The organism is Thermodesulfobium acidiphilum, from assembly GCF_003057965.1.
GTDB lineage: Bacteria > Thermodesulfobiota > Thermodesulfobiia > Thermodesulfobiales > Thermodesulfobiaceae > Thermodesulfobium > Thermodesulfobium acidiphilum.
In genome coordinates, this window is sequence record NZ_CP020921.1 from 1477186 (window position 1) to 1501840 (window position 24655).

Sequence of the window (24655 nt, forward strand, 5' to 3'; positions counted from 1 at the left end):
TTATTTCAAGACTCTTTTTTTGGTTTTCTACCACAAGATTTCTCCTCATTGCAATATCCAATGATTTCACACTTTGGGCACAAAAATTCAGAAAGAAAGGGAGAAATCTCAAAAACTCTTTTCTTGATTTCCTCAAACACTAATCTTATTTCCCATTGAGCTCTTTGACAAAGTCTGAGACTAGAAGCATGCATAAGTTCTCTGAAATTCATTGTCATCACAAGAGAGGTGTGAGCGCTATTTGGCAAAATATATCTTGCATCTTCAGCAGGTACCCCTTTAGATAACAGATCCTCATAAAGCCTTCTGCCCAATTCCAAATAATCTCTATACTTAGTTAAAATCGAGGGATGTTTCTGAAAGGATGGAGGGAAAACATATAAATCTCCAATTTCAATTCTCTTATCAGTTCCTGATGCTAAGGCTTTTACTCCAAATCTTGTATATCTTTGACTTTTTTGAGTAAATGAAGCAATCCTGTGTCTTACAAGTTGATGCGAACAAGACCTGGAAATGTTTTCAATACCAAATGTAAAAGAAACGTGTTCAAAGGGCGTGTGATGTCCCATTTTATATAGCCTTTTTACCAGTTCTTGAGCCTCATCCTCTTTTAGTTCAGAATAAACGCCAAGAATAGATTTATTAGTAACCGAAACTCTTGCCCCCAGGGCAATAGCCCTGACAGGGTCTGGAGTGTTGTAAATTAGGGAAACCTTAATTTTCGCTTTCTCCCTTATTTTTTTTGCTATATTTCTTGTTAAACTTTTCTATTCTGCCTTCAGTATCAACAAGCTTTTGAGTGCCCGTAAAAAACGGATGACATTTTGAACATATTTCTACCTTTATTGACTTCCTTGTTGATCCAGTGGTAAAGGTATTGCCACAAGCACATGTAACAACACAGTCCTCATAAAATCGAGGATGAATTCCTTCTTTCAATTGATACACCTCCAATTCAAGTTAAGATATTTTAACATAAATTAAAAAAGAATATATAATTAACAAGATTATAGAAAATATTTTTTTTAAGGAGGTAACATATGTCTGAGAAACTTGTCGTAACAGTAACAGTTGGTCCTGACGATCCAGAAAAAGCCACATTTGCATTTATTATGGCCAATACAGCCTTGATAATGGAAATGGACGTAACAATGATATTTCAATCTAACGGCATTTACAATGTAACCAAAGGTACATATGAGCACATAAGAGCAGTTGAACATGAGAGCATCAAAGAACACGTCGAAAATTTTATTGAAAACGGCGGAAAACTTCTTGCATGTATTCCCGCCTGCATTTCCAAAGAAATACCTAAAGATCAGCTCATAGATGGTGTTCAAATGATAAAAGCAGGAAGGGCGCTCAAAGAGATGATGGAAGCAGATCTTGTCCTGAATTATTAAAGCTTATTTATATACTATCTAACAAAAATATTTTTAAATAGTTTATAAACAAAACAACAAGGTGTACGAACCACATATAAGTTCATACACCTTGTTGTTTGTATTTAATAACCTTCTCCTTTACCTTCCTTTATCTTATAACTAAACGTTTTATATGTCCAAAATTTATAGAAGAGCACGATTGGAACAAATATTATAACAACAATTGTCATCACAGCTAGGGTATATTGACTCGAAGATGAATTAAATGCGCTCAAGCTAAAGGCATTGTTAATACTAGACGGAATAAGATTTGGATATAGACCGCCTACACCAGTAAAGGTTAAGAATATTATGCATATAGCTGATGACAAAAAAGCCATAATTTCTGAAGAGTTAATAAAAAATCCTGCACCCAAAAGGCCAATCACGCACAAAATGGGAACCACAAGAAGAATGGGCATGGAAAAATAGTTAGAATAGAGATTGGTTACGAAGTAAGCGCTTACAAAGAACAAAACAGCAAAAAACAGTGTTACAAACCAAAGCTTTTTAGCAATTGATTTAGCTCTAACATTTATATCTCCTTCAGTTCTAAAAGAGAGCCAAAGGGAACCATGTAGTAGAAATGCTACCACAAACAAAATTCCAGTGATTAAACCAAATGGATTAAGAAGCGTTAATAAATTTCCATGATAGCCATTTTGATCTATTGGAAGACCCTGGAATATATTTCCAAAAGCTACTCCTAAAAGAAGCGCAGGCAATAAGCTTCCAAGGAAAAACCCAAACTCTAACAAAGAAATCATAGTTGGATTATTTACTTTATATCTAAATTCAAGGCAAACTGCTCTTATGATTAAACCATATAAAATAAGCATTAATGGAAGATATAGAAAACTAAACATATAAGCGTAAGTAATAGGAAATGCTGCAAATGTTGCGCCACCAGCAGTTATAAGCCATACTTCGTTAGCATCCCAAACAGGTCCAATACTTTCAAGCATTGCCTTTTTATCCTGATCCGTTTTAGCAAAAAAGGGAAAGAGAATCCCAATCCCCAGATCAAAACCATCAAGCGCAAAATACATAGCCCAAAGAAGTCCCCAAATAATAAACCAAAGAATATTTAACACAATTTCACCCCCTAATCCGTTTCTAATGGACCCTTACGGGCATAATAGATTAAAAGTGCAAAATCAAGAACTGCAAGTGCAGTATACAGAACAATAAAAACCCCTAAAGTTAGTAATACGTCTCCAACGGTTAAATTCTTACTAACAGCATCATTTGTTCTCAATAGTCCATACACTATCCATGGTTGTCTACCCACTTCTGCAAGAATCCAACCTACCTGAGTCGCAATATAAGGGAGAGGAAGAGAATATAACATAATTTTCAAAAAGGTTCGATGTTCAAGCAATTTATCTTTCCTTGCATACCACCAGGCTAAAATTGTTAAGATAATAAAGAGTGTCCCTAATCCTACCATAATCCTGAAACTTAGAAAAACAGGAGTTACAGGAGGAATATCATTTTCAGGAAAACTATTAAGACCTCGTACTGTAGCGTTGGGATCATGATATGCAAGTAAGCTTAGAAGAGATGGTATTGGAAATGCTTCAACCAAATTGGTTTTTTTTGATTCATCAGGCACTAAAATTAGATATATTGGTGCAGCCTTTTCAGTATTCCAAAGAGACTCCATTGCAGCTAATTTTGTTGGCTGAACGTGAGCTACCTCAGCAGCATGAAAATCTCCAATCAAAAAAACCAACACGCTGGCAATCAAACCAAAGGTGGCACCAATATAAAACGACTTTTTAAAAAATTCTACATTTTGTTTCTTCAAAAGATGATAAGCCGAAATTCCCATCACAAAAAACGAACCTACAACAAATCCTGCAGTAATAGTGTGAGTAAATTTCAGCCATGCATAAGGGCTAAATACTACAGCAAAAAAGTCTGTCATCTCAGCCCTGTTGTTTTTTAGAACAAAACCAACTGGATCTTGCATCCAGGCATTGGCAATAAGTATCCATAAAGCAGACAAATTTGACGAAAAAGCCACGAGCCAGATACTGATTAAGTGCATTTTAGGAGATATTCTTTTCCAGCCAAAAAGCCAAACGCCCAAAAATGTTGATTCAAGGAAAAAGGCAAGTGTGGCCTCTATTGCTAGAGGTGCACCAAAAATATCTCCTACATAAATAGAATATTGTGCCCAGTTAGTTCCAAATTGGAATTCAAGAGTAATGCCAGTAACAATTCCCAAAATAAAATTAATTAAAAACAATCTACCCCAAAACTTTGTCATTTTCAGATATACTTCGTTTTTTGTCTTGTAATAAAGAGTTTCCATTATAGCTACAAGAATACCAAGACCTAAAGTTAATGGAACAAAAATAAAGTGATACATCGCAGTTGCACCAAATTGCAACCGTGACAACATTACAGCATCCATAATTTTCCCCCTTTCTTTTTTTATTATAATAAATTATAGTTATTAATACTTAAAAGTCAATAGGAATAAGAATTATTTTTAAGAGGTGATTTTTGTGAAAATTAATAAAGACTCCAGAATATCTATGTCAATAGATATAATATGGGAAGAGGATAATGTTAAACACGTTGAAAATTACTTTATTAGACCACATATGTGGCTTGATGCTGATACCCTACCAAAAAATTTATACGAATGGCTGGAAGGAAAAGATGTAGGAGACATTTTTGAGTTTACTTACAGCGCAGGAGAATTATTTGAACCATATTCATCAAAAAATATACTTCCAATAAAATGGATTTCAGAAGAAGAGAAAAGTTTTTTTAAAGTTGGCAGATTTTATCCTCTTGAAACCTTAATGGGTAGAGAAGGGAAAAATTCAATAGAAAAGCCTTTTTTCAGGTGTATAGAAAAGAGAGACGATCTGTTCTTTGCAGACTTTAATCATCCTTTATCAGAAAAAAGATGTACTCTTAGAGCCAAGATAATAAAGGTAGTAGAACAATTAGAAGTAAAGTGTGGCACTGGAGGAATTTGCTATGATTGGTTGTCAGAATTTGGCTTTGGAATTGGAATGCAAGGAAAATTTAAACAAATTGAAACAGATTTCTATTCTGAAAATTCTTTTATTGTCGAAGACTCGGATGAAAGCGGAATATTTTATGAAAGCAACTCTTCCATAATAAACGTTGATTTGGTATTAAAAAATAAAATAGGTGAAGTATTAGAAAATATTATTAATGATAACTCAAAAATCCTTGATATTATGGGTAGAGCTACACCTTATTTAAGAAATAATCCAGATATAACAATCGTTGGATTAAACAAAGAAGTTTCCTCATTAAACAAAAAGATTTCATCAATTAATAATAAAAATATCTTTAAGGATTCTCGTCTTCCTTATCATGACAACCAATTCGATATAGTAATATGTAGCTTTTGTTTTGAATATATACCTCACCCACATGAGTTTGCGAGTGAGGTAAAGAGAGTTCTAAAAGCTGATGGTTCTTTTGTAACAATATTTACAAATAGATACTTCAAGCCAAAATCAATTTTACTTTGGTCTGAACTAAACGAATTCGAAAGGCTTGGATATTTGCAAGACATTTACAAAAAAACCAACTTCAAAGAAATTAATACTTATACGTCGCGTGGATATCTAAGAGCCCTTTCGGATCCAGAAGCGGTAATAGACAGACACAGCGCTCCACTTTTCCTTATAAAGGGTAACAAATAGTTATTTATCACTTTCTTTAATAGAATCTTTGTTGACAAATTCGTAGTTGCCATCGGTTCTAATTTTCAAAAGCTTGCCGTTCACTAGAAAATCAGCTAATTTTTTCCCTGCAATATCTACAGTCCTACCCACTGTCTGTCTGGACACCCCAAGCTTCCTTGCAGCCTTATCCTGATCTAAACCTTCACCAAAAACGAGTCTTAAGGTCTCTACTTCATCGAGATCCATTAAGACCTCGTCTTTGATCTTTCCTGCACCTTTTGGAGCATATACACTGTACTTTGGCTCCATTTGAATAAACCTTTTCAACTTTGGCCTAGGCACTTCAATCATCTCCTTATATAAAAAAATTATCTTTAAAAACAATAACATTGTAGCATATTGCAATAATTAAAGATTAAAGAATTTTGTTACTTTCTAATGAAGGTCCTCGTATATAAAGTATTCGAAAATTTTGAACCAAACATTTGAGGAGGTAAAAAAAGTGAAAAAGTTTTTTGTAGGATTTATGGTTTTAGCTTTACTTGCTTCTGTATGGTTTATGGGGAATTCCTTTGCCTTTTCTTCAGGAGCTTTTGGACCAGGTTCTGGTTATGATTATGCGTTTAATCAATTCCATAACAGACAGAGTTTGAATTACAAACAAAGAGAAAACTTTCAATTAGAAAGAATGAAAGAAAAACTTAATCTTACAGACGAACAAGTTAACCAGATCAAATCGCTTTTGGATGAAAAATATGCAAAGCTTAAAGTCCTGAGAACAAAACTTTGGAACCTACACAACGATTACAGAAATCTTGTTGTTAACAAGGCTGATACATCTCAACTTGAATCAAAAATTAAAGAAATAAATAGCACAAGAGTAGAAATTATGAATCTAAACACCGATTATAGAATTAAGATCTTAGAAGTTTTGACTCCTGAACAAAGAATTTTAATGTCTATGAAATAGATAAAATAAATATAATCTTTCAAACATCTACCGCTGTTCTATAGAACAGCGGTAGATGTTTGCTTTAAAATTGTATAATTAGATAATTAAATATAACTAGAAGGGGGATAAAAATGGAATTTGAAAAAAACGGCGCAATTTTACAAAGAGACAAAAAAACGTACGCTGTTGTTGCAAGAATTCCCTGTGGAATTCTTTCTCTCGAAACAATGGAAACCATTTCTTCGGTGGTAAAAAAATACTCTATACCCGTAATTAAAATATCATCAGGGCAAAGAATTGTCTTAGTAGGTATCAAACCTGATAAAATAGACTCAGTTTGGTCAGATTTAAAAACCGGGATAGGAAGGGCACTCGAACCATGCTTACACTACGTTCAAGCGTGTCCCGGAACTAGCGTTTGTAGGTTCGGGCAAAGAAATTCTCTTGAAATGGGGATGAAATTGGAAAATATCTTATATGGTTTGCCAACAGCAGCAAAATTAAAAATTGGTGTATCAGGATGTCCATTTAATTGTGGTGAGGCCTTTACAAGAGATATTGGCTTGATTGGCACTGTTAAGGGTTGGAAATTAGTTTTTGGTGGAAACTCTGGTAGAGTACCAAGAATCGGGAATGTAATAAAAGAGGAACTATCTGACGAAGAAGCTATAAGTTTAATAAAAAAAGCTATAAAGGTTTACACAGAAAAGGCCAATCCAAAAGACAGAACTGCAAGATTTATTGAAAAATTCGGCTTAGAAAACTTTAAAAATGAAATATTTAGTTCTTAAATTTGCAAAACTTTTTGTGATATAATGAAAAATTTATGATTATTTATTGAACTAAAAAATATATCCAGAAGAGGTATATTGTGAGTTCTTTTATTGCCAGACAACCAATATTAAATGCTGATAAAAAAACATTCGGATATGAAGTTTTATACAGAGATTCAAATAAAAACGAATTCCCAGAAGAAAATCCAGAAGAAGCATCGCTAAAGGTTTTGGTGGATCTTTTTACCAACTACGGCATTACTTACATAGGGAAAGGCTTGCCTATATTTATAAATACACCACTTTATACCTTAAAAAAATCTCTTCCACCCTTTCCAAAAGAATCCATATTTTTTGAAATAAATCAAACAGAAATAAACAATAACTTTGATCTGTCATTTATAAAAGAACTCCATTATTCTAGTTTCAATTTATCATACCAGGGTTCAGATTTGCCTCACCAATCAATTTTACGCTTTTTCAATGCAATAAAAATCGACTTCTCTATTGCCCCAAAAGAAAAAAGATCTCTTTTACCAAAATATATACCTCAAAACAAAGTATTAATTGCCCACAAGATAGAAAACAATCTCTTATATGAGGAAGCTTTAGAAGAAGGATACAAACTTTTTCAAGGTTTTTATTTTTCAAAACCAGAGACTCTAACGAAAAAAAACTTTACTGCATCACAAATTGAAATCTTAAACATCATAAAAATGCTCTTATCTGAAAATTTAAAATGGGATAGGATTGAAAAAGAGATAAAGAAAAACGCATATTTGACAATCAAAATTCTAAAACTCGTTAATTCTTCATTTTTCGGCTTTAGATGTGAAGTAAAATCAGTTTTACAAGCAATAGTTCTTCTAGGAAGAAAGCAAATGATAAAATGGCTTATTATGATACTTCTTACCGAGAAAACCACAGCTCCCTTAGAACTTCTAAAAATTACTCTCACGAGGGCAAGATTAATGCAACTTTTAGCACAGGAGACTTCAAAAAAGTTCAAAGAGGATGAGTATTATCTTATTGGTTTACTCTCTCTTTTTGACGTAATAACTGGTTTTTCAAAAGAAAATCTTTTGATTCATCTTCCGCTGAGCGAGACAATCTCAAACGCTATAAAGGGCGTAGATAACCCACAAACAAGGAGCTATCTACAAGCTTTAAAGCTTGTAGAGCTCTATGAAAAAGGAGACTGGGAAAAAGTTATATCAATGTGTTATGAACTTAGAATCAGACATGAAAGGATGGGAAACCTTTATATGGAAGCAATCAGTTGGGCAGATGAAACCCTTGAATCGATAGCCTAGCCAAGCTTGTAACCTATTTTTCTTAAAAAGGCTTTTCTCTTGCTCTTATCTTCTAAATTTTCAACACCTTTAGGTTTAAGCCCGTCAATAACACCCAATATTCCTCCATTCCCTTCATCATCATAAGAAACCACAACCTTAACATTGTTAGCAGTAGCACAAAAGATTGATACAACTTCTTGACAATTTTTTAAGGAATTAAGTACGTTTATAGGAAATGCATCTTTCAAAACAATAATAAAGCTGTGTCCACAAGAGAGAGATATCAAATTTTGTACAGCAATATTTATGAGTTCCTCATCATTACCTTCTGTTCGAATCAAGCAATCGCCAGAAGCCTCTGAAAAAGCAATACCAAATTTGGCAGCAGGATTAGAAGATACTATAATTTCATAAATATCTTCAATTGTTTTGATAAAATGAGCTTGCCCTAATATTATGTTAGCATCGCCTGGAAAATTTATCTTTTTTAACTCTAGTTTCATCTTCACCCTCCATTCTATCTTTATAGATTTTAATGATACAATTTTAACAATAAAAAGAAAAAGAAAAAAGGAGAATCAAATTGTCAAAGAGTGCTTATTTTGGAGAAATTAAATTAAGCGAAGACACAATTTTAGCTTTAAAGGAGATGGGTTTTGAAGAACCATCCGAGATCCAAAAACAAACAATACCAATTGTAATGCAGGGATTTGATGTAATAGGCCAGGCTCAAACTGGAACTGGTAAAACTGCAGCATTTGGAATTCCAATAGCTGAAAAAACAACAAAGGATAGAATTCCTCAATCACTGGTATTAACTCCTACAAGGGAACTTGCAATACAGGTTGCCGAAGAAGTATCTAAAATCTCAAAATATAAAGGACTTAGAGTAGTTCCCATTTACGGTGGACAATCTATTGAAAGACAGATAAAAGCTCTAAAAAATGGAGCTCAAGTAATAATAGGTACGCCTGGAAGGTTAATTGATCACATTAAGAGAGGAACATTATTTTTGTCCCAAATTTCAATGCTTGTACTTGATGAAGCTGATGAAATGCTTGATATGGGTTTTATTGAAGATATAGAAACAATTTTGAAATCGATTAAAAACGAAAACAAACAGACTCTCCTATTTTCAGCAACTATGCCAGATCCAATCATGGCACTTACCAAAAAATATATGAAAAATCCAAAAGTTGTCTCAATAAGCAAAGAGCAACTTACAGTACCTTTGACAGATCAGTTTTATTGTGAGGCCAAAGATAAACTTGAAGCCCTTTGTCGTATATTAGAAACAGAAGATATGGACAAAACAATTATATTTTGTAGAACAAAAAAGGGCGTAGATGAATTAGTTGCTTCATTAAATACAAGGGGATACAGCGCCGAAGGTCTACACGGTGATTTGACGCAAGCACAGAGAGATAAAGTAATGAGATCATTTAGAGAGAAAAAATTAGAAGTTCTTGTGGCAACAGACGTAGCGGCAAGAGGGCTTGATATTTCTGACGTTAGCCATGTAATTAATTTTGATATACCTCAAGACCCAGAATCGTACGTTCACAGAATCGGGAGAACAGGGAGAGCAGGTAAATCGGGTATAGCTATTACTTTTATAACCCCCAGGGAGTTTAGACAATTAAGATTGATTGAAAAAGTTATTAGAACGACTATCAAGAGAAAGGAGGTCCCAAGCATTTCAGATCTTTTGGAAAAGCAAAAAGATGAATTGAAGAGTTTAATTTCTAAAATAATCAAACAGGAAAAAATATCGCATTACGTTTCAATAGTCGAAGAAATGACTGAGGAATTTGAACCCGAAAGAATTGCGGCCGCAGCAATTAGGTTATACCAGGAAGGAGAACCAGAAGAAAAACTTGAGGTCGACAAAGAAAGGTTCAAAAAAACAGGAGCAAAAGAAGGTATGACAAGGCTTTTTATAAATATTGGCAAAGAGAAAAATATTTCGAAAGAAGACATTGTAAACTATATATGTGAAGAAGGAGATATGAAGAAGAAAGACATAAAAAATATAAGAATATTAGATAAATTTACTTTCCTAGAAGTGCCAGAAGAAGTATCAGAAAGAATAATTGCAGTATTGCACAAATCAGTTATAAAGGGACATAAAATCCATGCAGAGCCTGCAAGGCCTATAAGGAAAAATGAAAATTTTTAACAAGGAAACAATAAATTTTTGCCTCAAACCCACCATACTATTATAAGAAATTTACAAAAAAGTCTTAAAATAAGTAGTATAACTCTGATATCGTTAACTTTCGGTTGGCACATAAAGGTTTTAGAATAAGTTTTATAAATAAGACAACATAAAAACAAATTATTCAAAACCTAATTTTTAGTTTTTCCTGGTAAAATTGCGTTTAAAAAATAAAACATATAATACGAATTTACAACCACTATAAATGCCAGAATTACAAAAAATCCCCATTGAAACTGTACAACCATACTTTGTGCTCTTGCCACAATACCAACAGTAAATGAAAATACAAAATAAGATGCAAGCAGTACAACACTCAAAAAACCACAAACCACTTTGGATAATTTTTTTGCAGGTTTAACCAACCAAAAAAGAGTTCCAAAAGCAGCAGAAAAGTAGATAATCTCTGATATAAAACTAAGGTTAGTATTTTGAATTTTTATTATAGAAGCTATAGTAGAATTATTAGTTATATTGTTAAACGTAACGCTTTGAGTCAAAAGATTTTGCTCTGTTAAAAATTTACAAAATGGGAGAGAGCCCAAAAGAATGCCGATAAAAGAAAATAAAATAGCGGGTAGATACAAAATTAATGCTTCTTTAAGTTTCATTTTACCTCCTAATTTGTTTGCTTTAAACAATAAATATATCAAATTATACCTGAAATGAACAATAAAAAAGTTATATTTCCAGGTAAAAATAGCCCTGAAGTTAAATTTATTGTCGAGCTTGGTAAAGCTTTCCACAAATGCGGCTTTTCCTCATATGCTCTCGAAGAAAGGCTTATGGAAGTAGCATCTAAATTTAATATTGCTTTGCAAGTATATTCTTCTCCAACAGGAATTTTTCTATCCTTTGAAGACCAGGATGCTTTTACTACAACCATATTAAGAGTAGAACCAGGCATTCTTGATCTGGAGAAAATTGCATTGACCAATGAAATTTCAAATAGGGTTCTAGAAAATAAAATAACAGCAAAGGAAGGCGTCGAACTTTTGAAAAGGGTGATGTTAAAAGGCAATAGGTTTCCTTTCTGGGTCATTGTATTTTCATACTCTGCTGTTTCTGCGATGGTCTCAATCATTATGGGTGGAGGATTAAAGGAACTTTTTGTGTCAAGTTTTCTTGGACTTATAACTGGAATTATTTTTGTAATTTCTAATAAATTGAACCTCACAAGGTTATTAGAATTTGTCTGTGCAGCATCAGTCGGAGCACTTTCTAATATCTTGTATACAGCAATTGGTCCATATGATCAATCCATATCAATTATCTCCGGATTAATAGTGCTCTTCCCTGGGCTTACTTTAGTATCTGGAATCGATGAAATTGCAAATAGAAATCTTGTATCGGGTACAACAAGGCTTAGCTCTGCAATCTTTGTATTAATGTTTATAGTGTTTGGGGTGGCACTAGGAACAAATTTATTCTTTCCGCACGAAAATTTATATATACTTAATATAAAAAACTCAACTTTTCCATTATCTCTCCAATACTTTGCAACCTTTTTAGCACCACTAACCTTTATTGCTATCCTTAATGCAAGGACAAAGGATGCTGCAGTAATGCTTGTTTCTTCTCTAATTGCTCAAATAGGCCTTTATTTTGGGAATCAAATTACAAACAATCAGATTGGCATTTTTTTTGCATCCTTAGTGCTTGGAATTTTTTCCAATACCTGGGCAAGATTTAGCAAGGGCTCACAGTATATTCCTCTTATATCTGGACTGATTTTGCTTGTACCAGGTATAGTTGGATATCAAAGTCTTTCTTCGTTTTTATCAAAAGATATCAGCGAAGGCATCATGGCAGCTTTTAATATGAGTTTAAGGGCAATTGCATTAGTTACAGGACTGCTTTGCTCAAACTTTATGATTTCAGCTTATAAACCTAAGAAACAAAATTAGTTTCCCTTTATGAACTCATCTCCTAAAAAATTAAAACTCATATTTTGATCGTTTGATCCAAAATTTACTACTAGATCTCCAAAATCAATTAATTTAGCGCTATTATCAGAAACTGGCATCAAAACCAGGTTCATTTTTTCGCCCTCTGAATCGATATAATCAAGCATATAAAAACCTCTAAATTTTTTAATTTCAACATCTTTTATCAGGCTATTTTTATTAACACTTATCCATTTGCCCAACCTCTCTTTCCAGATATCGCTATATTTAGGTTCCTCAATTTCTCTCGCAAAAAGTATGTTTTGCCCAAAATTTAACAAATCAAGATATCTAACTCCATTAATATATGTAAATCTAAATCTTAAGTTCTTAACATAATCATTATTATCCTCTAGTGGAATAAGACTAAAACTTGAATCGTTAAAAAATTTAACAAAGTAAAACTTTTTATTCATGTTACACATTAAATCTTTGTCAACAACATGAAATTCAATAATTCCTTTCCTGTTTTCAAAAAAACCTTTATAAGAACTTAAAAAATCATTTTTATCTTCAATCTTTTTTAAAGATAGGTTGGATCTATAATCAAAAACATCAAGATTGAGAAAGTCCTTTAGTGATATTTTTAACAGTTCCTTTGCTAGATAGTCTTTTTTATCAAAACTAATCGGAAAATTAGAAAGAAAAACAATAGCAAATCTCTTTTGAGGGATTACAAGCACAAAGGAACTCGTTGAATCGTCATACTGATAATACAAATTGTATTTATTATAAACGTTGTTTTCATCTACCAAAGTTATATTTTGAGAAATAAATGAGGGAGTAAAATATAAGTCTTGATCGTAGGGAGTATTTTCGAATCTTCTAAATATTTTTTCATAATTTTTTTTATTTGTCATAATGCTTGATAAAAATTTGCCAATATTTTCTGGAGAGCTATAAAATCTACTTGAAATTGGAAATTCTTCACCCTTTTGATTATCGTAAAAACCAGTATTATTTAGATCAAATTCTTTAAACAAATCGTCAAAGAAATCTTTAAAGCTAATTTTTTCAGATCTTTCAATAATTAAAAGCAATATGTCACTCGAAATTTGAGATCTATTATATAATTCATCATATCTCAAGATATTTACATTTCTAACCAAAAAATTCAACAAATCCTCTGTAGAACTTATTTTATAAGGATAACTGTAAGGAAGATAAGTGTGATCTTCTAATAAATCAGATATCTTGATATTATTTTGATACTTACCTTTTAATTCAGGCAAATATTTTAAAATTGAATCACCGAAACTTATTTTTCCAAATTCGTTAAGCTTTATTGCCCCCAGTCCAATAAATAATCTTAATAGACCACCAATGTCATACTTCTCACTAAAATTGCCAAAACCTCTACCAAAATTTTTTGAAAAATATTTATCACCATAAGCTATATAAATTGAAGCTCTCCTGTCACCTTCAAAATTAACTGAACTATCTACAACTTTGTTTAAATCATTATTAATATCTCTAAGATCCTTTGAAAGTGCTAAATTTTGAAAAATTAAGAAAAAAATTATAGCCAAAACTATTGCTTTCATTTTTCACTCCTTAAAGTAAAAAAATAATATATAATAATTTAGTAGTCATTTTATCATAATAATCATATGCTATTTTTGAATTTTCAATATTTTTTTTCAATATTTAAGGAGGATTAAACTTTGGAAGATTTCAAATTTGCAAGTGTAGAAGAAGCTCTCGATGATATAAAAAATTCTAAATTAATAATCATTACAGATGACGAAGATAGAGAGAACGAGGGCGATCTATTTATCCCTGCAGAAAAGGTAACACCAGAACACATTAACTTTATGGCAACTTATGGAAAGGGACTTATATGTCTTCCTCTAACTGAAGAAAGGCTCAAACAACTGGATATAGAAATGCTTGAAAGTAATAACCCTGATCCCTTTTATACAGCTTTTGCAATGCCAATTGATGCTAAAAACAATACAACCACTGGCATAAGTGCTTTTGACAGAGCACAAACCATCAGAAAAGCAATAGATCCTAATGCAAAACCTGATGACTTCGTTAAGCCTGGCCACGTCTTCCCACTCAAAGCCAGAAAGGGAGGTGTGGTCATCAGAGCAGGGCATACAGAAGCAGCAGTTGACCTTGCTAGCATGGCAGGATTATTCCCAGCAGGGGTGATATGTGAAATTATGAAAGAAGATGGAACAATGGCAAGGATGCCAGATCTTATTGAATTTTCCAAAAAACACAATATAAAAATTTTAACTATTGCAGATCTTATAAAATATAGATTACAAAGCGAAATATGGGTTCAGAGAATGGCTGAAGCAGATTTACCAACCAAATATGGTGACTTCAAAATATACGCTTATAGATACTTAATGGACAAAAGCGAACACGTTGCTCTTGTAAAGGGTGACGTCAGAAACAAACAAAACGTTCTTGTAAGAGTTCATTCAGAGTGCCTTACAGGGGACGTTTTCGGATCTCTAAGATGCGATTGCGGTGACCAACTGCACACTGCTATGAAAATGATAAACGAAGAAGGATTAGGAGTGATTCTCTATCTTAGGCAAGAAGGAAGAGGCATTGGTCTTGCTAATAAAATTAAAGCATATCACCTTCAAGACACCTGTCATTTAGATACAGTCGAAGCAAATATAAAGCTTGGTTTCCCTCCAGATCTAAGAGAATATGGAATGGGGGCAATGATGCTGAAGGACTTGGGCCTCTCAACTATAAGAATTCTTACTAATAACCCCAAAAAATTGCTTGGCATAAAGGGTTTTGGGCTTCAGATAACTGAAAGAGTACCTATAAAAATCGATCCTAATCCTTACAACAAAGACTATCTAAAGTGCAAAGTTGAAAAAATGGGACATATGTTTTAAGTATGATCTTTTAAAAAATTTATTTTAGGAGGATATTAATGCAAATATTCGAAGGAAAGCTTAGCGCTAAAGACCTTAAAATAGGCATTGTTGTGAGTAGATTTAATAGCATAGTTACTTCCAGACTCTTAGATGGTGCCCTTGACTGTCTCAATAGACATGAATGTCAGGATAAAAATATAAGCATATACTATGTGCCTGGCGCATGGGAAATCCCTCTTGCTCTAAAAAAATTATCCAAATCAGGAAAATTTGATGGCATTATAGCCCTTGGCGCTGTAATCAGGGGAGAGACTCCTCATTTTGACTATGTAGCTGCAGAAACGTCAAAGGGTGTTGCGTTAGTTTCACTTGAACAAGAAATTCCCATATCATTTGGTATACTAACAACAGACACTATGGAACAAGCCTTTGACAGAGCTGGTGGAAAAGCTGGTAACAAAGGTTTTGATTGCGCATTATCTCTAATTGAAACAATCCAGTTACTAAAGATCACAACCGTCAAAGAGTAAGAAATTTTAATATTCTATGTCTTTGAGGTCTATTAAGTTGACCAACCTCTTAAGGGATCTCTTTTTAGACTCCATAGATGATATTATTTACTATTTTCCAAAAAGATATAAAGAAGTTACAGTCGTCAAATCTCATAATGACGTAGTAGCAGGTAAAAATCTTGCTTTCAAGGCACAAATAGGCATACCTGTTTATTATCCTGAAAGAAAGAGGCTAGTAAAAGTTAAACTAAATATTGAAGGGAAAGAAGCATTTGCTTGCTGGTTTAATCAACCATATAAAAAAAATCAAATCTTAAAATTAAGACCACATGCATATTTTGCTGGTGAAGCTGTTCTTAATAACAGAGAACTTGTCTTTTATCACCCCATTTTAAGTAAAGATCCCATTTACCTAAATTCTGGAATTTATCCTGAATATTGCCTAGAAACTAATGATAATGAAATTAGAAAAATTATAAAAAACGTATTTGATGAAAAGAAAGAAATAAAGGAGACATTACCAGAATCTTTGATATATAAACTAAAATTAATGAAACTTAAAGATGCGTTATATACCCTTCACTTTCCAAAAGATTTAAGAAGTTTGGAAAGCGCAAGAAAAAGAATTGCATTTGATGAGCTTTTACAATGGAAATTAACAATACTAACCGAAAAACAAAAATTTAGCTCAAAAAGTGCGCCAATATTAAATCCGGAATCAAAGCTAGTAAAAAAATTCTTATCTTCACTACCATTTGCACTAACAGAAGATCAAAAAAGGGTTATTGACGAGATCTTTTCTGACGTAAGTAAAAATAAGCCAATGCAAAGACTTCTTCAGGGAGATGTAGGCTCAGGCAAAACTGTAATTGCTGTTAGTGCTCTACTGTGTGCTGTATCTTCGGGCTTTCAATCGGCATTTATGGTTCCATCAGAAATACTATCAAAGCAACATTATGAGAAACTACGTGAATGGCTTAAGCCCATGGGAGTAAAAATTTATCTTTTAACAGGTTCAACAAAAAAATCAGAAAGAAATTTAATAATAGAAGAAATAAATAAAGGAATACCATTGATTCTTACAGGCACTCACGCACTTATCACTGAAGGTCTTGAATTAAAAAATCTTGGACTAGTAGTCATAGATGAACAACACAGGTTTGGAGTAAGACAAAGATTAAGTTTAATAGAAAAAGGTATATGTCCACATACCCTGGTTATGACAGCAACTCCAATACCGCGAACTTTAGCATCTATTTTTTATGCTGACCTGGATTACTCTGAAATAAGAACTATGCCAGAAGGTCGAAAAGAAATAGTTACAAAAATAATCCACAAAAGCGATATTAAGAAACTTTACTCAATAATACGTGAAAATCTAAAAAAATATGATTCAAGAGTCTTTTATGTTTGTCCCTTAATTGAAGATTCTAATTCTCTAAAGCTAGAATCTGTAAAAAAAAGATATAAAGAACTGGTAAATATTTTTCCAGAATTTGAAGTAGGACTCATACATGGAAAACTCAGTCAAAGTGAGCAAGACAAAATTATGCAAGACTTTAAGGCTGGTAAGATCAAAATACTTGTCTCTACCACAGTTATCGAGGTAGGAATCGATATTCCTCAAGCAAACATTATGGTAATAGAAAATCCAGAAAGATTTGGTTTAGCCCAGTTACACCAACTTCGTGGGAGAATAGGAAGAGGTAATCTCAATTCAACTTGTTACTTGTTAGTGGATGAAGAATCGTACTCTTCCAGAAGAATACAAATTTTCGAGAAAGTAAAGAATGGATTCGAACTTGCCGAAAAGGATCTGGAACTAAGAGGTCAGGGTGAAATAATTGGTTCCAAGCAAAGTGGTATGGATGAGACATTAAAGGTTGCAAATCCCCTAAAGGATGCGGATATAATGAGAATAGCTCAAAAAGTTGCAGAGTTAATTATATCAAAAGACCCCGATCTAACTCGTTTTAAAGAGTTAAAATTAAAGATGGAAAAAACGTTTAAGGATAGAGAGGTAATAAAGGCAATTTGAAAACTATAATTATAGGCGGAGAATTTAAAAATAGGCCCCTAGTTAGCCCAAAAACTAATGAAGTAAGGCCACTTAGTTCCAGAGTTAGAAAGTCCCTAATGGATGTCCTTGGAAGTATGGTAATTGATTGCACACTTTTGGATCTCTTTGCTGGAATTGGCTCTGTTTCAATAGAATTTCTCTCACGAGGGGCTAAAAGTGTAGTTAGTGTTGAGAAAAATCCAAAAATTGCAAATTTTCTCAAAAAAAACCTTGAAAATTTTAATTTACTCAATAGATGTACAATACTAAATTATTCGGCAGAAAAATTTTTGCTTAATTGTCATGATATAAAATTTGATATAATCTATATGGATCCGCCTTTTTCTTATGATTTAGAAACACTTTTACAAATTTTTTCTAATTTTAAAGGTTATCACAAAAAATCAGTATTTATTTTGCATCATTTTTTTAAAAATAAACCAAAGGAGAAGTTAGGTTATTGGAAAATGTTAGATTCAAGAACTTATTCAAGCAATACAATTACTTTTTATGTGCCAGAAGATTATTTAGATGATTAAAAAAGCTTTATATCCAGGCAGTTTTGATCCGATAACTTTAGGTCACTTAGATATTGCGAGAAGAGCATCCCATCTTTTTGACGAAATAATCATTGCAGTAGCATATAATGAAAAGAAAAAAGCTTTATTTAACATAGAAGAAAGAGTAAATCTTATAAAGGAGTCACTCAAAGAAAGAAATATGCCAAACAACGTATACGTAACTAGTTACACATGCTTAACAATTGAATTTGCAAAATCATTAAATGTTAGTTCGATAATAAGAGGTTTAAGAGTAATTTCTGATTTTGAATTTGAATTCCAGATGGCTCTTACCAATAGAAGAATGGATCCAAGGATAGAAACGGTTTTTTTAATGACACACGAAGATTATTCATATATTAGTTCTACAATAATAAAAGAAATTGCTTCTTTAAATGGTAATGTAACTCCCTGGGTAACAGACGTTGTAAAAAATGCGCTAAATGAAAAACTATTTGGAAAAGAGGGGAAAAAATGAGTCAAACTTTTTTAAAATTCATAGAAGACCTTGAACTTCTAGTAATGAGTTCTCCAAAAATTCCGCTTACAAATATGGTATTTGTAAATGAGCAAGAGATATTTAGAATTATAGATTCAATCAGAATGAATATTCCACAGGAAATAGTTGATGCTCAAAGATTTTTACAAGAAAAAGAAAATATAATAAACGAAGCCCAGAAAAAAGCTGATGAAATAATTCTCAATGCAGACCTAAAAGCCAAACAAAAATTAGATGAAAACGACTTAATTATAAGGGCAAGAGAAGAGTCAGAGAAAATTAAAAATGAGGCAAGAGCCGAAGCAAATAGACTTATGAAAGAGGCAAGAGATTACTCAGAAAACGTTTTACAAAAACTTGAGATAGAAATAGATAAGCTTTTGACTTCAATCAGAAAGGGCAAGGAAATATTAAGGTCTAAAGATTAGTATATTTTTCTTATTACTTTTCAATCTCCAATAAATTCATTGGAACAATTATTGCAGGAATTCCAGCTCTAAAAAACATATTTTGTGAAAATTCTCTTATAAATGGCCAAACAGCCTTTATAGAAGCTTCAATAACCATGTTATCTTTTTCTTTTGTTTTTCTATTCTCAGTTATCACTAGAAAATAAGTTGCTGAAAATTCAAGCCAGGGCTTTTTTCTTCTGCTACTTCCCTCTTCTATATTTTCATCTAGTTCAGTACCTCTGATGTTTGTAACAATTTCTACTTCATGTGTCCTGTCTACTGTATTTTTTATAGAAGGCTTTATATCTACAGATATTGAACTTTCTGGGGAATGAAGCGGCTTCATCTTGAAAGTACAATTTATAAGCGATAAGGCTTCTAATTTATATTCATTGTTTATAATTTTACTATCTCTTTTTTTCATAATTTCCTCCTAGCTAACTCAGTAAATATATTATAACAGCTTTAGAAGATAAAATTAATCCTCCCTCATTATGTCAATCAACTCTTGCCTATTTGACACATTACACTTCCTGAATATATTCCTCATATGGGTCTTAAAAGTATTTTCAGAAATATGCATAGTTTCAGCAATATATCTGCCATTCCTACCCATTAAAATATACTTAACAATTTCCTTTTCTCTAGGAGTGAAGGCAAAAGAATCAAACTTTTTTTCAAAAATAGTTTCAAATTTAGAATCCTTTACTACAACTACAGATTTCTTTTTCTTAAAAAAAGGAAAGGGTTCATAATAATCAGCTTTTACCAGAGCAAACAAAAGAGCCAGAATAATACCAGCAGTATAAGATAATAAACTAACCAGTTCAAAATTTTGCGGAATTCGATGAATGAAAAAATATAATATATCACCAATAAAAACGGAGCCAGTGATTATAAAATATCCAAAAGATAAAACTCTAATATCATATCCTCTTTGGATAGAAAGGGATAAAGTTAAAGCTAAAGAATAAAAATCAAAGATTGCAAATCCAATCTGAAAAAGAGAGAAAATTATAAACAAAAATGGATTTTCAAAATAAATTGGGAACAAAAAAAAAGCAACAATTAATATGGCCAGTGATGGCCTATAAAGACTGGAAATTTCAAGTTTCTTGAAGTAGATGAAAAGAGGCAAAACCAGAGTACCAATGCAATAAGCTATGTTCGACAAAAAATAGTTGTTGTTAGTAGAAAAATTTAAAAGAAAATTATAAACTGCTCCGCCACAAAAATAAAACCCAAGGAAAACAAAAATAATTTTTTTAGGAAAAATTCCAAAATCAAATTTACTAAATTTCTTTTGAAAATGTAAATCAAAATTAATTTTAAATAAAACAGACATTAACAAGGGTAACAAACAAAAAATTAAATATGAAAAGTTATTGTTTATTATATTTAGTAAAAACATAACACTTGTAGCAAAAAGAGTAGAAAGAGCAAAAATAACGGACCAAAAAACAAAATTTTCTCTAAAAAACATTGAAAGCGTTAAAATAAATAAATAACTAAAGAAAATAGAACAAAGTGAAATTAATAAAATAGGTAAGATAATATTATTAGAAATACAATTCCCAAAAAATAGTCCCAATAAGAAAACTGAAAAAAGAATTGACAATATTTTAATAAAAGGATTAATAATCTCAATAAATCTTTTATTATTAAATAACTTAACCATAATAAAAAAGGTTAAAGCCTGAACAAGCAAAAAAGTTCTAAACAAAATAGCACAAGATATGTGCCACCGCTCAGCCACCACATACAAAAATGGCCCATCAAGAAAGAATAGCCATAGGTAGATAAATAATAAACCTAAGGATAAAAGAAAAAAAAATCTCTCCCTCGTCAAATAAGACAAATAATACCTGAAGAACAACTAAATAACCCCTTTTGAGTGATATACAAAAGCTTTTTTACATTATAACATCATAATAAAAATAAAATTTTAGAGGGGGCAAAAATGAAAAAATTAGCTAAAAAACAAAATAAAATAAAGTGGTCAGATGATGTTGGTATTCCAAAGTGTTTTATTTTTCCAGAAACAGAAAATCTTAGCTACAAAACAAAAAAGGGATTAAAGTTGGAGTTTCTAATATCTTTAGAAGATTTAAAAGTTCACAATGCCCTGGCTATAGGAAGAAATTCACTAAGAATGGTATAATATAAAAAAACAAAAATTAAGAGGTATCTTTGAAGAACAAAAGAACAATTGTTACTTTCTCAATAGTATTGATAGCAGCAATATTGATATACTGGTTTGTAATAAGAAGGGAACCGCCGAATAACTTTATTGAAGTTTCTGGAAATATTGAAGCAGACCAATACAACGTCTCTTTTCAAATCTACGGCACTTTATCTTCTTTAATGGTACATGAAGGAGATAAAGTAAAAAAGGGCGAATTACTTGCTATCCTTTCAAGAAAAGATCTTGAAGATTCTTTACAAGCAGCCATACACAATATGAACAAGGCAAAAGCTTTATACGATCAATATCTTTCTGGATACAGGGCCCAAGACATAAAGATGGCTGAAGCCGATAGAGATGCTAAATTTGCACAGTTTGAAAAGGCAAAAAGCGACTATATTAGATATGAAAAATTATACAAAGAGGATGCTATTCCAGCTTCAAGCTTTGACAATATTAAAAGCATTTATCTTTCTTCCAAAGAGGCATTAAAAGCAAGTGAACAAAGACTTAAAGAATTGCAATCAGGCTATAGACAAGAAGAAGTTGAATCTTCTAAAGAAGCATACAAAGAAAGCGTCGCTAAAGTAGAGCAAGCAAAAACAATCTTAGGATATACCAGGATTTACTCACCTATTGACGGCGTTGTGTATTCTAAAGATTCAGAAGTAGGAGAATTCGTTTCATCAGGTACTCCTGTGTTAACTCTTTACGATTTGAATAGCACATATGTAAAGGTGTACGTAAGTGAAAAGGATATTGGCTTTGTTAAATTAAACGCACCATGTACTATAAAGGTTGACTCTTTCCCGGATAAAAATTTTAGCGGATATGTAGAAGCAATATCAGACAAAGCAGAATATACTCCTAAATTTATTCAGACTAAAGAGGAAAGAGTCAAATATATGTTCTGGGTTAAGGTAAAAATCAATAACCCTGAAGGTATTTTAAAACCTGGAATGCCAGCAGATGTTTATATAGAAAAAGCCCAATGATCTCAATCGTTAACATAAGTAAAACCTTTTACAAAAAGAAGGTATTAGATAATATAAATCTTGAGCTAGACAAGGGAGAGATTTTAACTATCCTAGGACCTGATGGATCAGGGAAAACTACCTTAATAAAAATTATTATCGGATTGTTTCGCCCAGATTCAGGAGAAATATTTATAAATAACATAAACATTACGAAAGATATATCTTCAACAAGGGAATTAATAGGATATAAGGCACAAGAATTTTCATTATATCAAGATCTTACTGTCAGTGAAAATATTAGATTTTTCGGAAATCTTTACTCTTTATCTGGGAAAGAGCTCGATGAAAGAGAAAATTTTATACTTGAATTTATAGGCTTGAAAAGTTTTAAAAACAGGTTTGCTGAAACACTTTCTGGAGGAATGAAAACTAGACTTGCCATTGGTTGTGCTTTAATACACAATCCATCAGTACTTCTATTAGACGAACCAAACGTAGGCGTGGATCCTGCCTCAAGAAAAAGTGTTTGGAAACTCTTAAGAGAACTTACCAATTCAGGTAAAACAATTATAGTAACTACGCCTTATTTCCTTGAAGGAGAACTGTCAGACAAAGTAGTATTTATTAAAGAAGGTAAAACAGTTTTATTTGGGAAGCCAAAAGAACTTATTGAAAATCTTGATTTTATAGTATACAAAGTAGAAGGAGAAAATTTACAAAACGTTTATTTCGATTTAAAGAAAAAAGAACTTGAATTTAAATACTGGTTAAAAAATGAGCACATAAGGGTATTGCTACCCAAAACTGAAAAATTAAGTAAAATTTTTGACAAAATTCATATTAATAATAATAAAACAGTAAGAGTAGATAAACCTGACCTGGAGGATATATATTTATGGCATTCGACGTAGAAAACGTAATTGAGGTTGAAAATTTAACAAAAAAATTTGGAAATTTCATCGCAGTTGATAATATCAGTTTTTCTATAAAAAAAGGCACAGTATTTGGTTTCTTGGGTCCAAATGGAGCTGGCAAAACCACGACTATAAAGCTTATCCTTGGGTTAATAAACAAGACAAGTGGGAAAATAAAAATTTTCGGAGAAGATATAGAAAAATTTTCAAAAGAAAGATTGGGCTATATGTCCCAAAAATTCTCTTTATACCACGATCTAAAGGTTTTTGAAAACATGATTTTTTACGGTTCTATTTATGGCTATTCTCGAAAAGATTTAGAGAAAAGAATAGATTTTTTGCTAGAACAATATCATCTTAAAGAAGTAAAAAATACTATGGTAAGGGATATTGGTGGGCTAAGACAAAGGGTTGCATTTTGTACAGCTATTTTACATAACCCAGATATTTTAGTTCTTGATGAACCAACAAGCGGCGTTGATCCTGATGCCAGAATAAACTTTTGGGACGCTATTTATAGCTATGCGAGAGAGGGAAAAACTGTACTCGTTACAACACATTATATGGATGAAGCTGAATTTTGTAATCAAATAGGTTTTATTATCTCAGGAAAATTAAAATTTGTTGGAACTCCAAACTCTGCAAAAAAAATCTATTTTGAAAATTCCAATAAAGTTGGAAATCTTGAGGATGCATTTTTATGGTTTATGGAAAATTAGTTAGATAAAAAAGTATCTTTTAACCCTTTTCTTATAAGATTCATATTTATAACCAAATCTTTTTGTAAGCTCTCTCTCTTCAAAAGGAATTATCAAAAAATTATTTATTAAAAAATCAAATATGCTCACAACAAGAGACATTGTTCCCCCACTAATAAGAAATACTCCAAAAAATAACAAGGAGTGCGAAAGATATGTTGGATGCCTCATATATTTATATATAAATCTCGTTTCTAAGTCGCCGGGATCCTCTAATACGAATTCATTTAAACCAAGAATTCTGCCCTTTAAGATTGACAAAGTTAAGAGTTGAAGAAAGGCTCCAGCAACAAATATAAAAAAACCAAATAGTTTTAAAGTAAATGAAGTCTGAATATACATATTTAATAAGCTTTGATTGTTGATCAAAAAATATAGATATGGAATATATAATGTATATATTAATATAAAAGTTAAAAATTTAATTTTTTTTGCAAAGCTGGTAAAAAAATGTACAAATAGCCAATACATAGGAATTAGAGGCCAAACAAAAACCAAAAGATAGTTTAAAATGTTTAGATAAGGAAAACTAAACATATTTGAATTTAATAAAAGATATATAATGTAAGTTCTGCATTAATTATATTATATATTAA

Annotated in this window: 28 protein-coding genes; 17 read left to right on the plus strand and 11 right to left on the minus strand. The window is 31.9% G+C overall.

Annotated features, from left to right (window positions below; all coding sequences use genetic code 11):
- Nucleotides 1-5: 5 nt before the first annotated feature.
- Nucleotides 6-749 (minus strand): FAD-dependent thymidylate synthase, encoded by a 744-nt coding sequence (gene thyX / locus TDSAC_RS07415; protein WP_108309605.1) that lies wholly within the window; start codon nucleotides 747-749, stop codon nucleotides 6-8.
- Nucleotides 715-939 carry a 50S ribosomal protein L31 gene (gene rpmE, locus TDSAC_RS07420; RefSeq protein ID WP_108309606.1) on the minus strand — a complete coding sequence of 75 codons (225 nt, stop codon included), beginning with the start codon at nucleotides 937-939 and terminating at the stop codon, nucleotides 715-717. Before rpmE ends, thyX begins: the two co-directional genes overlap by 35 nt.
- A 101-nt stretch (nucleotides 940-1040) precedes the next feature.
- Between rpmE and TDSAC_RS07425 the strand changes: the two genes are divergently transcribed.
- The gene (locus TDSAC_RS07425) at nucleotides 1041-1403 is read left to right on the plus strand and encodes a DsrE family protein (protein WP_108309607.1); all 363 of its coding nucleotides are present in this window, start codon (nucleotides 1041-1043) and stop codon (nucleotides 1401-1403) included.
- Nucleotides 1404-1507: 104 nt separating this feature from the next.
- On the opposite strand, the gene cydB is transcribed toward TDSAC_RS07425, so the two are convergent.
- Nucleotides 1508-2521 (minus strand): cytochrome d ubiquinol oxidase subunit II, encoded by a 1014-nt coding sequence (gene cydB / locus TDSAC_RS07430; RefSeq protein WP_422822128.1) that lies wholly within the window; start codon nucleotides 2519-2521, stop codon nucleotides 1508-1510.
- 8 nt (nucleotides 2522-2529) lie between these two features.
- Nucleotides 2530-3846, minus strand: coding sequence for a cytochrome ubiquinol oxidase subunit I (locus TDSAC_RS07435; protein WP_108309609.1), 1317 nt, complete (start codon nucleotides 3844-3846; stop codon nucleotides 2530-2532).
- A 94-nt stretch (nucleotides 3847-3940) separates the two neighbouring features.
- Between TDSAC_RS07435 and TDSAC_RS07440 the strand changes: the two genes are divergently transcribed.
- Nucleotides 3941-5125: a methyltransferase domain-containing protein gene (locus TDSAC_RS07440; RefSeq protein WP_108309610.1), complete on the plus strand. Its 1185-nt coding sequence runs from the start codon at nucleotides 3941-3943 to the stop codon at nucleotides 5123-5125.
- Here the strand turns inward: TDSAC_RS07440 and TDSAC_RS07445 are convergent, their stop codons facing one another.
- The gene (locus TDSAC_RS07445; protein ID WP_199919763.1) at nucleotides 5126-5449 is read right to left on the minus strand and encodes a DUF134 domain-containing protein; all 324 of its coding nucleotides are present in this window, start codon (nucleotides 5447-5449) and stop codon (nucleotides 5126-5128) included.
- 160 nt (nucleotides 5450-5609) lie between these two features.
- Here TDSAC_RS07445 and TDSAC_RS07450 point away from each other — a divergent pair, with 160 nt between their 5' ends.
- From TDSAC_RS07450 to TDSAC_RS07460, 3 genes are all read left to right on the plus strand, one after another.
- Nucleotides 5610-6077 (plus strand): Spy/CpxP family protein refolding chaperone, encoded by a 468-nt coding sequence (locus TDSAC_RS07450; RefSeq protein ID WP_108309612.1) that lies wholly within the window; start codon nucleotides 5610-5612, stop codon nucleotides 6075-6077.
- A gap of 113 nt (nucleotides 6078-6190) precedes the next feature.
- Nucleotides 6191-6850 (plus strand): nitrite/sulfite reductase domain-containing protein, encoded by a 660-nt coding sequence (locus tag TDSAC_RS07455; protein ID WP_108309614.1) that lies wholly within the window; start codon nucleotides 6191-6193, stop codon nucleotides 6848-6850.
- Nucleotides 6851-6930: 80 nt separating this feature from the next.
- Nucleotides 6931-8145 (plus strand): EAL and HDOD domain-containing protein, encoded by a 1215-nt coding sequence (locus TDSAC_RS07460; RefSeq protein ID WP_108309617.1) that lies wholly within the window; start codon nucleotides 6931-6933, stop codon nucleotides 8143-8145.
- On the opposite strand, the gene TDSAC_RS07465 is transcribed toward TDSAC_RS07460, so the two are convergent.
- The gene (locus tag TDSAC_RS07465) at nucleotides 8142-8630 is read right to left on the minus strand and encodes an adenosine-specific kinase (RefSeq protein ID WP_108309620.1); all 489 of its coding nucleotides are present in this window, start codon (nucleotides 8628-8630) and stop codon (nucleotides 8142-8144) included. The genes TDSAC_RS07460 and TDSAC_RS07465 overlap by 4 nt on opposite strands.
- An 80-nt stretch (nucleotides 8631-8710) precedes the next feature.
- Here TDSAC_RS07465 and TDSAC_RS07470 point away from each other — a divergent pair, with 80 nt between their 5' ends.
- Nucleotides 8711-10306, plus strand: coding sequence for a DEAD/DEAH box helicase (locus TDSAC_RS07470; RefSeq protein ID WP_108309622.1), 1596 nt, complete (start codon nucleotides 8711-8713; stop codon nucleotides 10304-10306).
- 170 nt (nucleotides 10307-10476) lie between these two features.
- Here the strand turns inward: TDSAC_RS07470 and TDSAC_RS07475 are convergent, their stop codons facing one another.
- The gene (locus TDSAC_RS07475) at nucleotides 10477-10956 is read right to left on the minus strand and encodes a hypothetical protein (RefSeq protein ID WP_108309624.1); all 480 of its coding nucleotides are present in this window, start codon (nucleotides 10954-10956) and stop codon (nucleotides 10477-10479) included.
- A 54-nt stretch (nucleotides 10957-11010) separates the two neighbouring features.
- Between TDSAC_RS07475 and TDSAC_RS07480 the strand changes: the two genes are divergently transcribed.
- Nucleotides 11011-12252 carry a threonine/serine exporter family protein gene (locus TDSAC_RS07480; protein WP_108309627.1) on the plus strand — a complete coding sequence of 414 codons (1242 nt, stop codon included), beginning with the start codon at nucleotides 11011-11013 and terminating at the stop codon, nucleotides 12250-12252.
- Here the strand turns inward: TDSAC_RS07480 and TDSAC_RS07485 are convergent.
- Nucleotides 12249-13835, minus strand: a complete 1587-nt coding sequence (locus TDSAC_RS07485) for a serine hydrolase domain-containing protein (protein ID WP_108309630.1) — start codon at nucleotides 13833-13835, stop codon at nucleotides 12249-12251. The genes TDSAC_RS07480 and TDSAC_RS07485 overlap by 4 nt on opposite strands.
- 120 nt (nucleotides 13836-13955) lie before the next feature.
- Here TDSAC_RS07485 and TDSAC_RS07490 point away from each other — a divergent pair, with 120 nt between their 5' ends.
- The 6 genes from TDSAC_RS07490 to TDSAC_RS07515 are packed head-to-tail and all read left to right on the plus strand — an operon-like array spanning nucleotide 13956 to nucleotide 19201.
- Nucleotides 13956-15161 (plus strand): bifunctional 3,4-dihydroxy-2-butanone-4-phosphate synthase/GTP cyclohydrolase II, encoded by a 1206-nt coding sequence (locus tag TDSAC_RS07490; RefSeq protein WP_108309632.1) that lies wholly within the window; start codon nucleotides 13956-13958, stop codon nucleotides 15159-15161.
- A 38-nt stretch (nucleotides 15162-15199) separates the two neighbouring features.
- A complete protein-coding gene (gene ribH, locus TDSAC_RS07495) occupies nucleotides 15200-15673 on the plus strand; it encodes a 6,7-dimethyl-8-ribityllumazine synthase (RefSeq protein WP_108309635.1) in 474 nt (157 codons plus the stop codon).
- Between the two features lie 37 nt (nucleotides 15674-15710).
- Nucleotides 15711-17693 (plus strand): ATP-dependent DNA helicase RecG, encoded by a 1983-nt coding sequence (gene recG / locus TDSAC_RS07500; RefSeq protein WP_199919764.1) that lies wholly within the window; start codon nucleotides 15711-15713, stop codon nucleotides 17691-17693.
- The gene (gene rsmD, locus TDSAC_RS07505; protein ID WP_108309640.1) at nucleotides 17690-18253 is read left to right on the plus strand and encodes a 16S rRNA (guanine(966)-N(2))-methyltransferase RsmD; all 564 of its coding nucleotides are present in this window, start codon (nucleotides 17690-17692) and stop codon (nucleotides 18251-18253) included. The genes recG and rsmD overlap by 4 nt, the downstream gene beginning before the upstream one ends.
- Nucleotides 18246-18752 (plus strand): pantetheine-phosphate adenylyltransferase, encoded by a 507-nt coding sequence (gene coaD, locus TDSAC_RS07510; RefSeq protein WP_108309642.1) that lies wholly within the window; start codon nucleotides 18246-18248, stop codon nucleotides 18750-18752. The genes rsmD and coaD overlap by 8 nt, the downstream gene beginning before the upstream one ends.
- Entirely contained in the window at nucleotides 18749-19201 is a 453-nt protein-coding gene (locus tag TDSAC_RS07515; protein WP_108309644.1) for an SPFH domain-containing protein, read from the plus strand. The genes coaD and TDSAC_RS07515 overlap by 4 nt, the downstream gene beginning before the upstream one ends.
- Before the next feature lie 13 nt (nucleotides 19202-19214).
- On the opposite strand, the gene TDSAC_RS07520 is transcribed toward TDSAC_RS07515, so the two are convergent.
- Together TDSAC_RS07520 and TDSAC_RS07525 are read right to left on the minus strand one after the other, a co-directional pair.
- On the minus strand, nucleotides 19215-19649 hold the full coding sequence (locus TDSAC_RS07520) for a hypothetical protein (protein WP_108309646.1): 435 nt from the start codon (nucleotides 19647-19649) through the stop codon (nucleotides 19215-19217).
- A 54-nt stretch (nucleotides 19650-19703) separates the two neighbouring features.
- Nucleotides 19704-21101, minus strand: a complete 1398-nt coding sequence (locus tag TDSAC_RS07525; RefSeq protein WP_108309648.1) for a helix-turn-helix transcriptional regulator — start codon at nucleotides 21099-21101, stop codon at nucleotides 19704-19706.
- 84 nt (nucleotides 21102-21185) lie between these two features.
- Here TDSAC_RS07525 and TDSAC_RS07530 point away from each other — a divergent pair, with 84 nt between their 5' ends.
- The 4 genes from TDSAC_RS07530 to TDSAC_RS07545 are packed head-to-tail and all read left to right on the plus strand — an operon-like array spanning nucleotide 21186 to nucleotide 24020.
- Nucleotides 21186-21386, plus strand: coding sequence for a hypothetical protein (locus TDSAC_RS07530; RefSeq protein ID WP_108309651.1), 201 nt, complete (start codon nucleotides 21186-21188; stop codon nucleotides 21384-21386).
- 29 nt (nucleotides 21387-21415) lie between these two features.
- Nucleotides 21416-22405: an HlyD family secretion protein gene (locus TDSAC_RS07535; RefSeq protein WP_108309653.1), complete on the plus strand. Its 990-nt coding sequence runs from the start codon at nucleotides 21416-21418 to the stop codon at nucleotides 22403-22405.
- Entirely contained in the window at nucleotides 22402-23298 is an 897-nt protein-coding gene (locus TDSAC_RS07540) for an ABC transporter ATP-binding protein (RefSeq protein WP_108309656.1), read from the plus strand. The genes TDSAC_RS07535 and TDSAC_RS07540 overlap by 4 nt, the downstream gene beginning before the upstream one ends.
- Nucleotides 23283-24020 carry an ABC transporter ATP-binding protein gene (locus TDSAC_RS07545; protein ID WP_108309658.1) on the plus strand — a complete coding sequence of 246 codons (738 nt, stop codon included), beginning with the start codon at nucleotides 23283-23285 and terminating at the stop codon, nucleotides 24018-24020. Before TDSAC_RS07540 ends, TDSAC_RS07545 begins: the two co-directional genes overlap by 16 nt.
- Here the strand turns inward: TDSAC_RS07545 and TDSAC_RS07550 are convergent, their stop codons facing one another.
- Nucleotides 24021-24596 carry a methyltransferase family protein gene (locus tag TDSAC_RS07550; protein WP_108309660.1) on the minus strand — a complete coding sequence of 192 codons (576 nt, stop codon included), beginning with the start codon at nucleotides 24594-24596 and terminating at the stop codon, nucleotides 24021-24023.
- Between the last annotated feature and the right edge of the window lie 59 nt (nucleotides 24597-24655).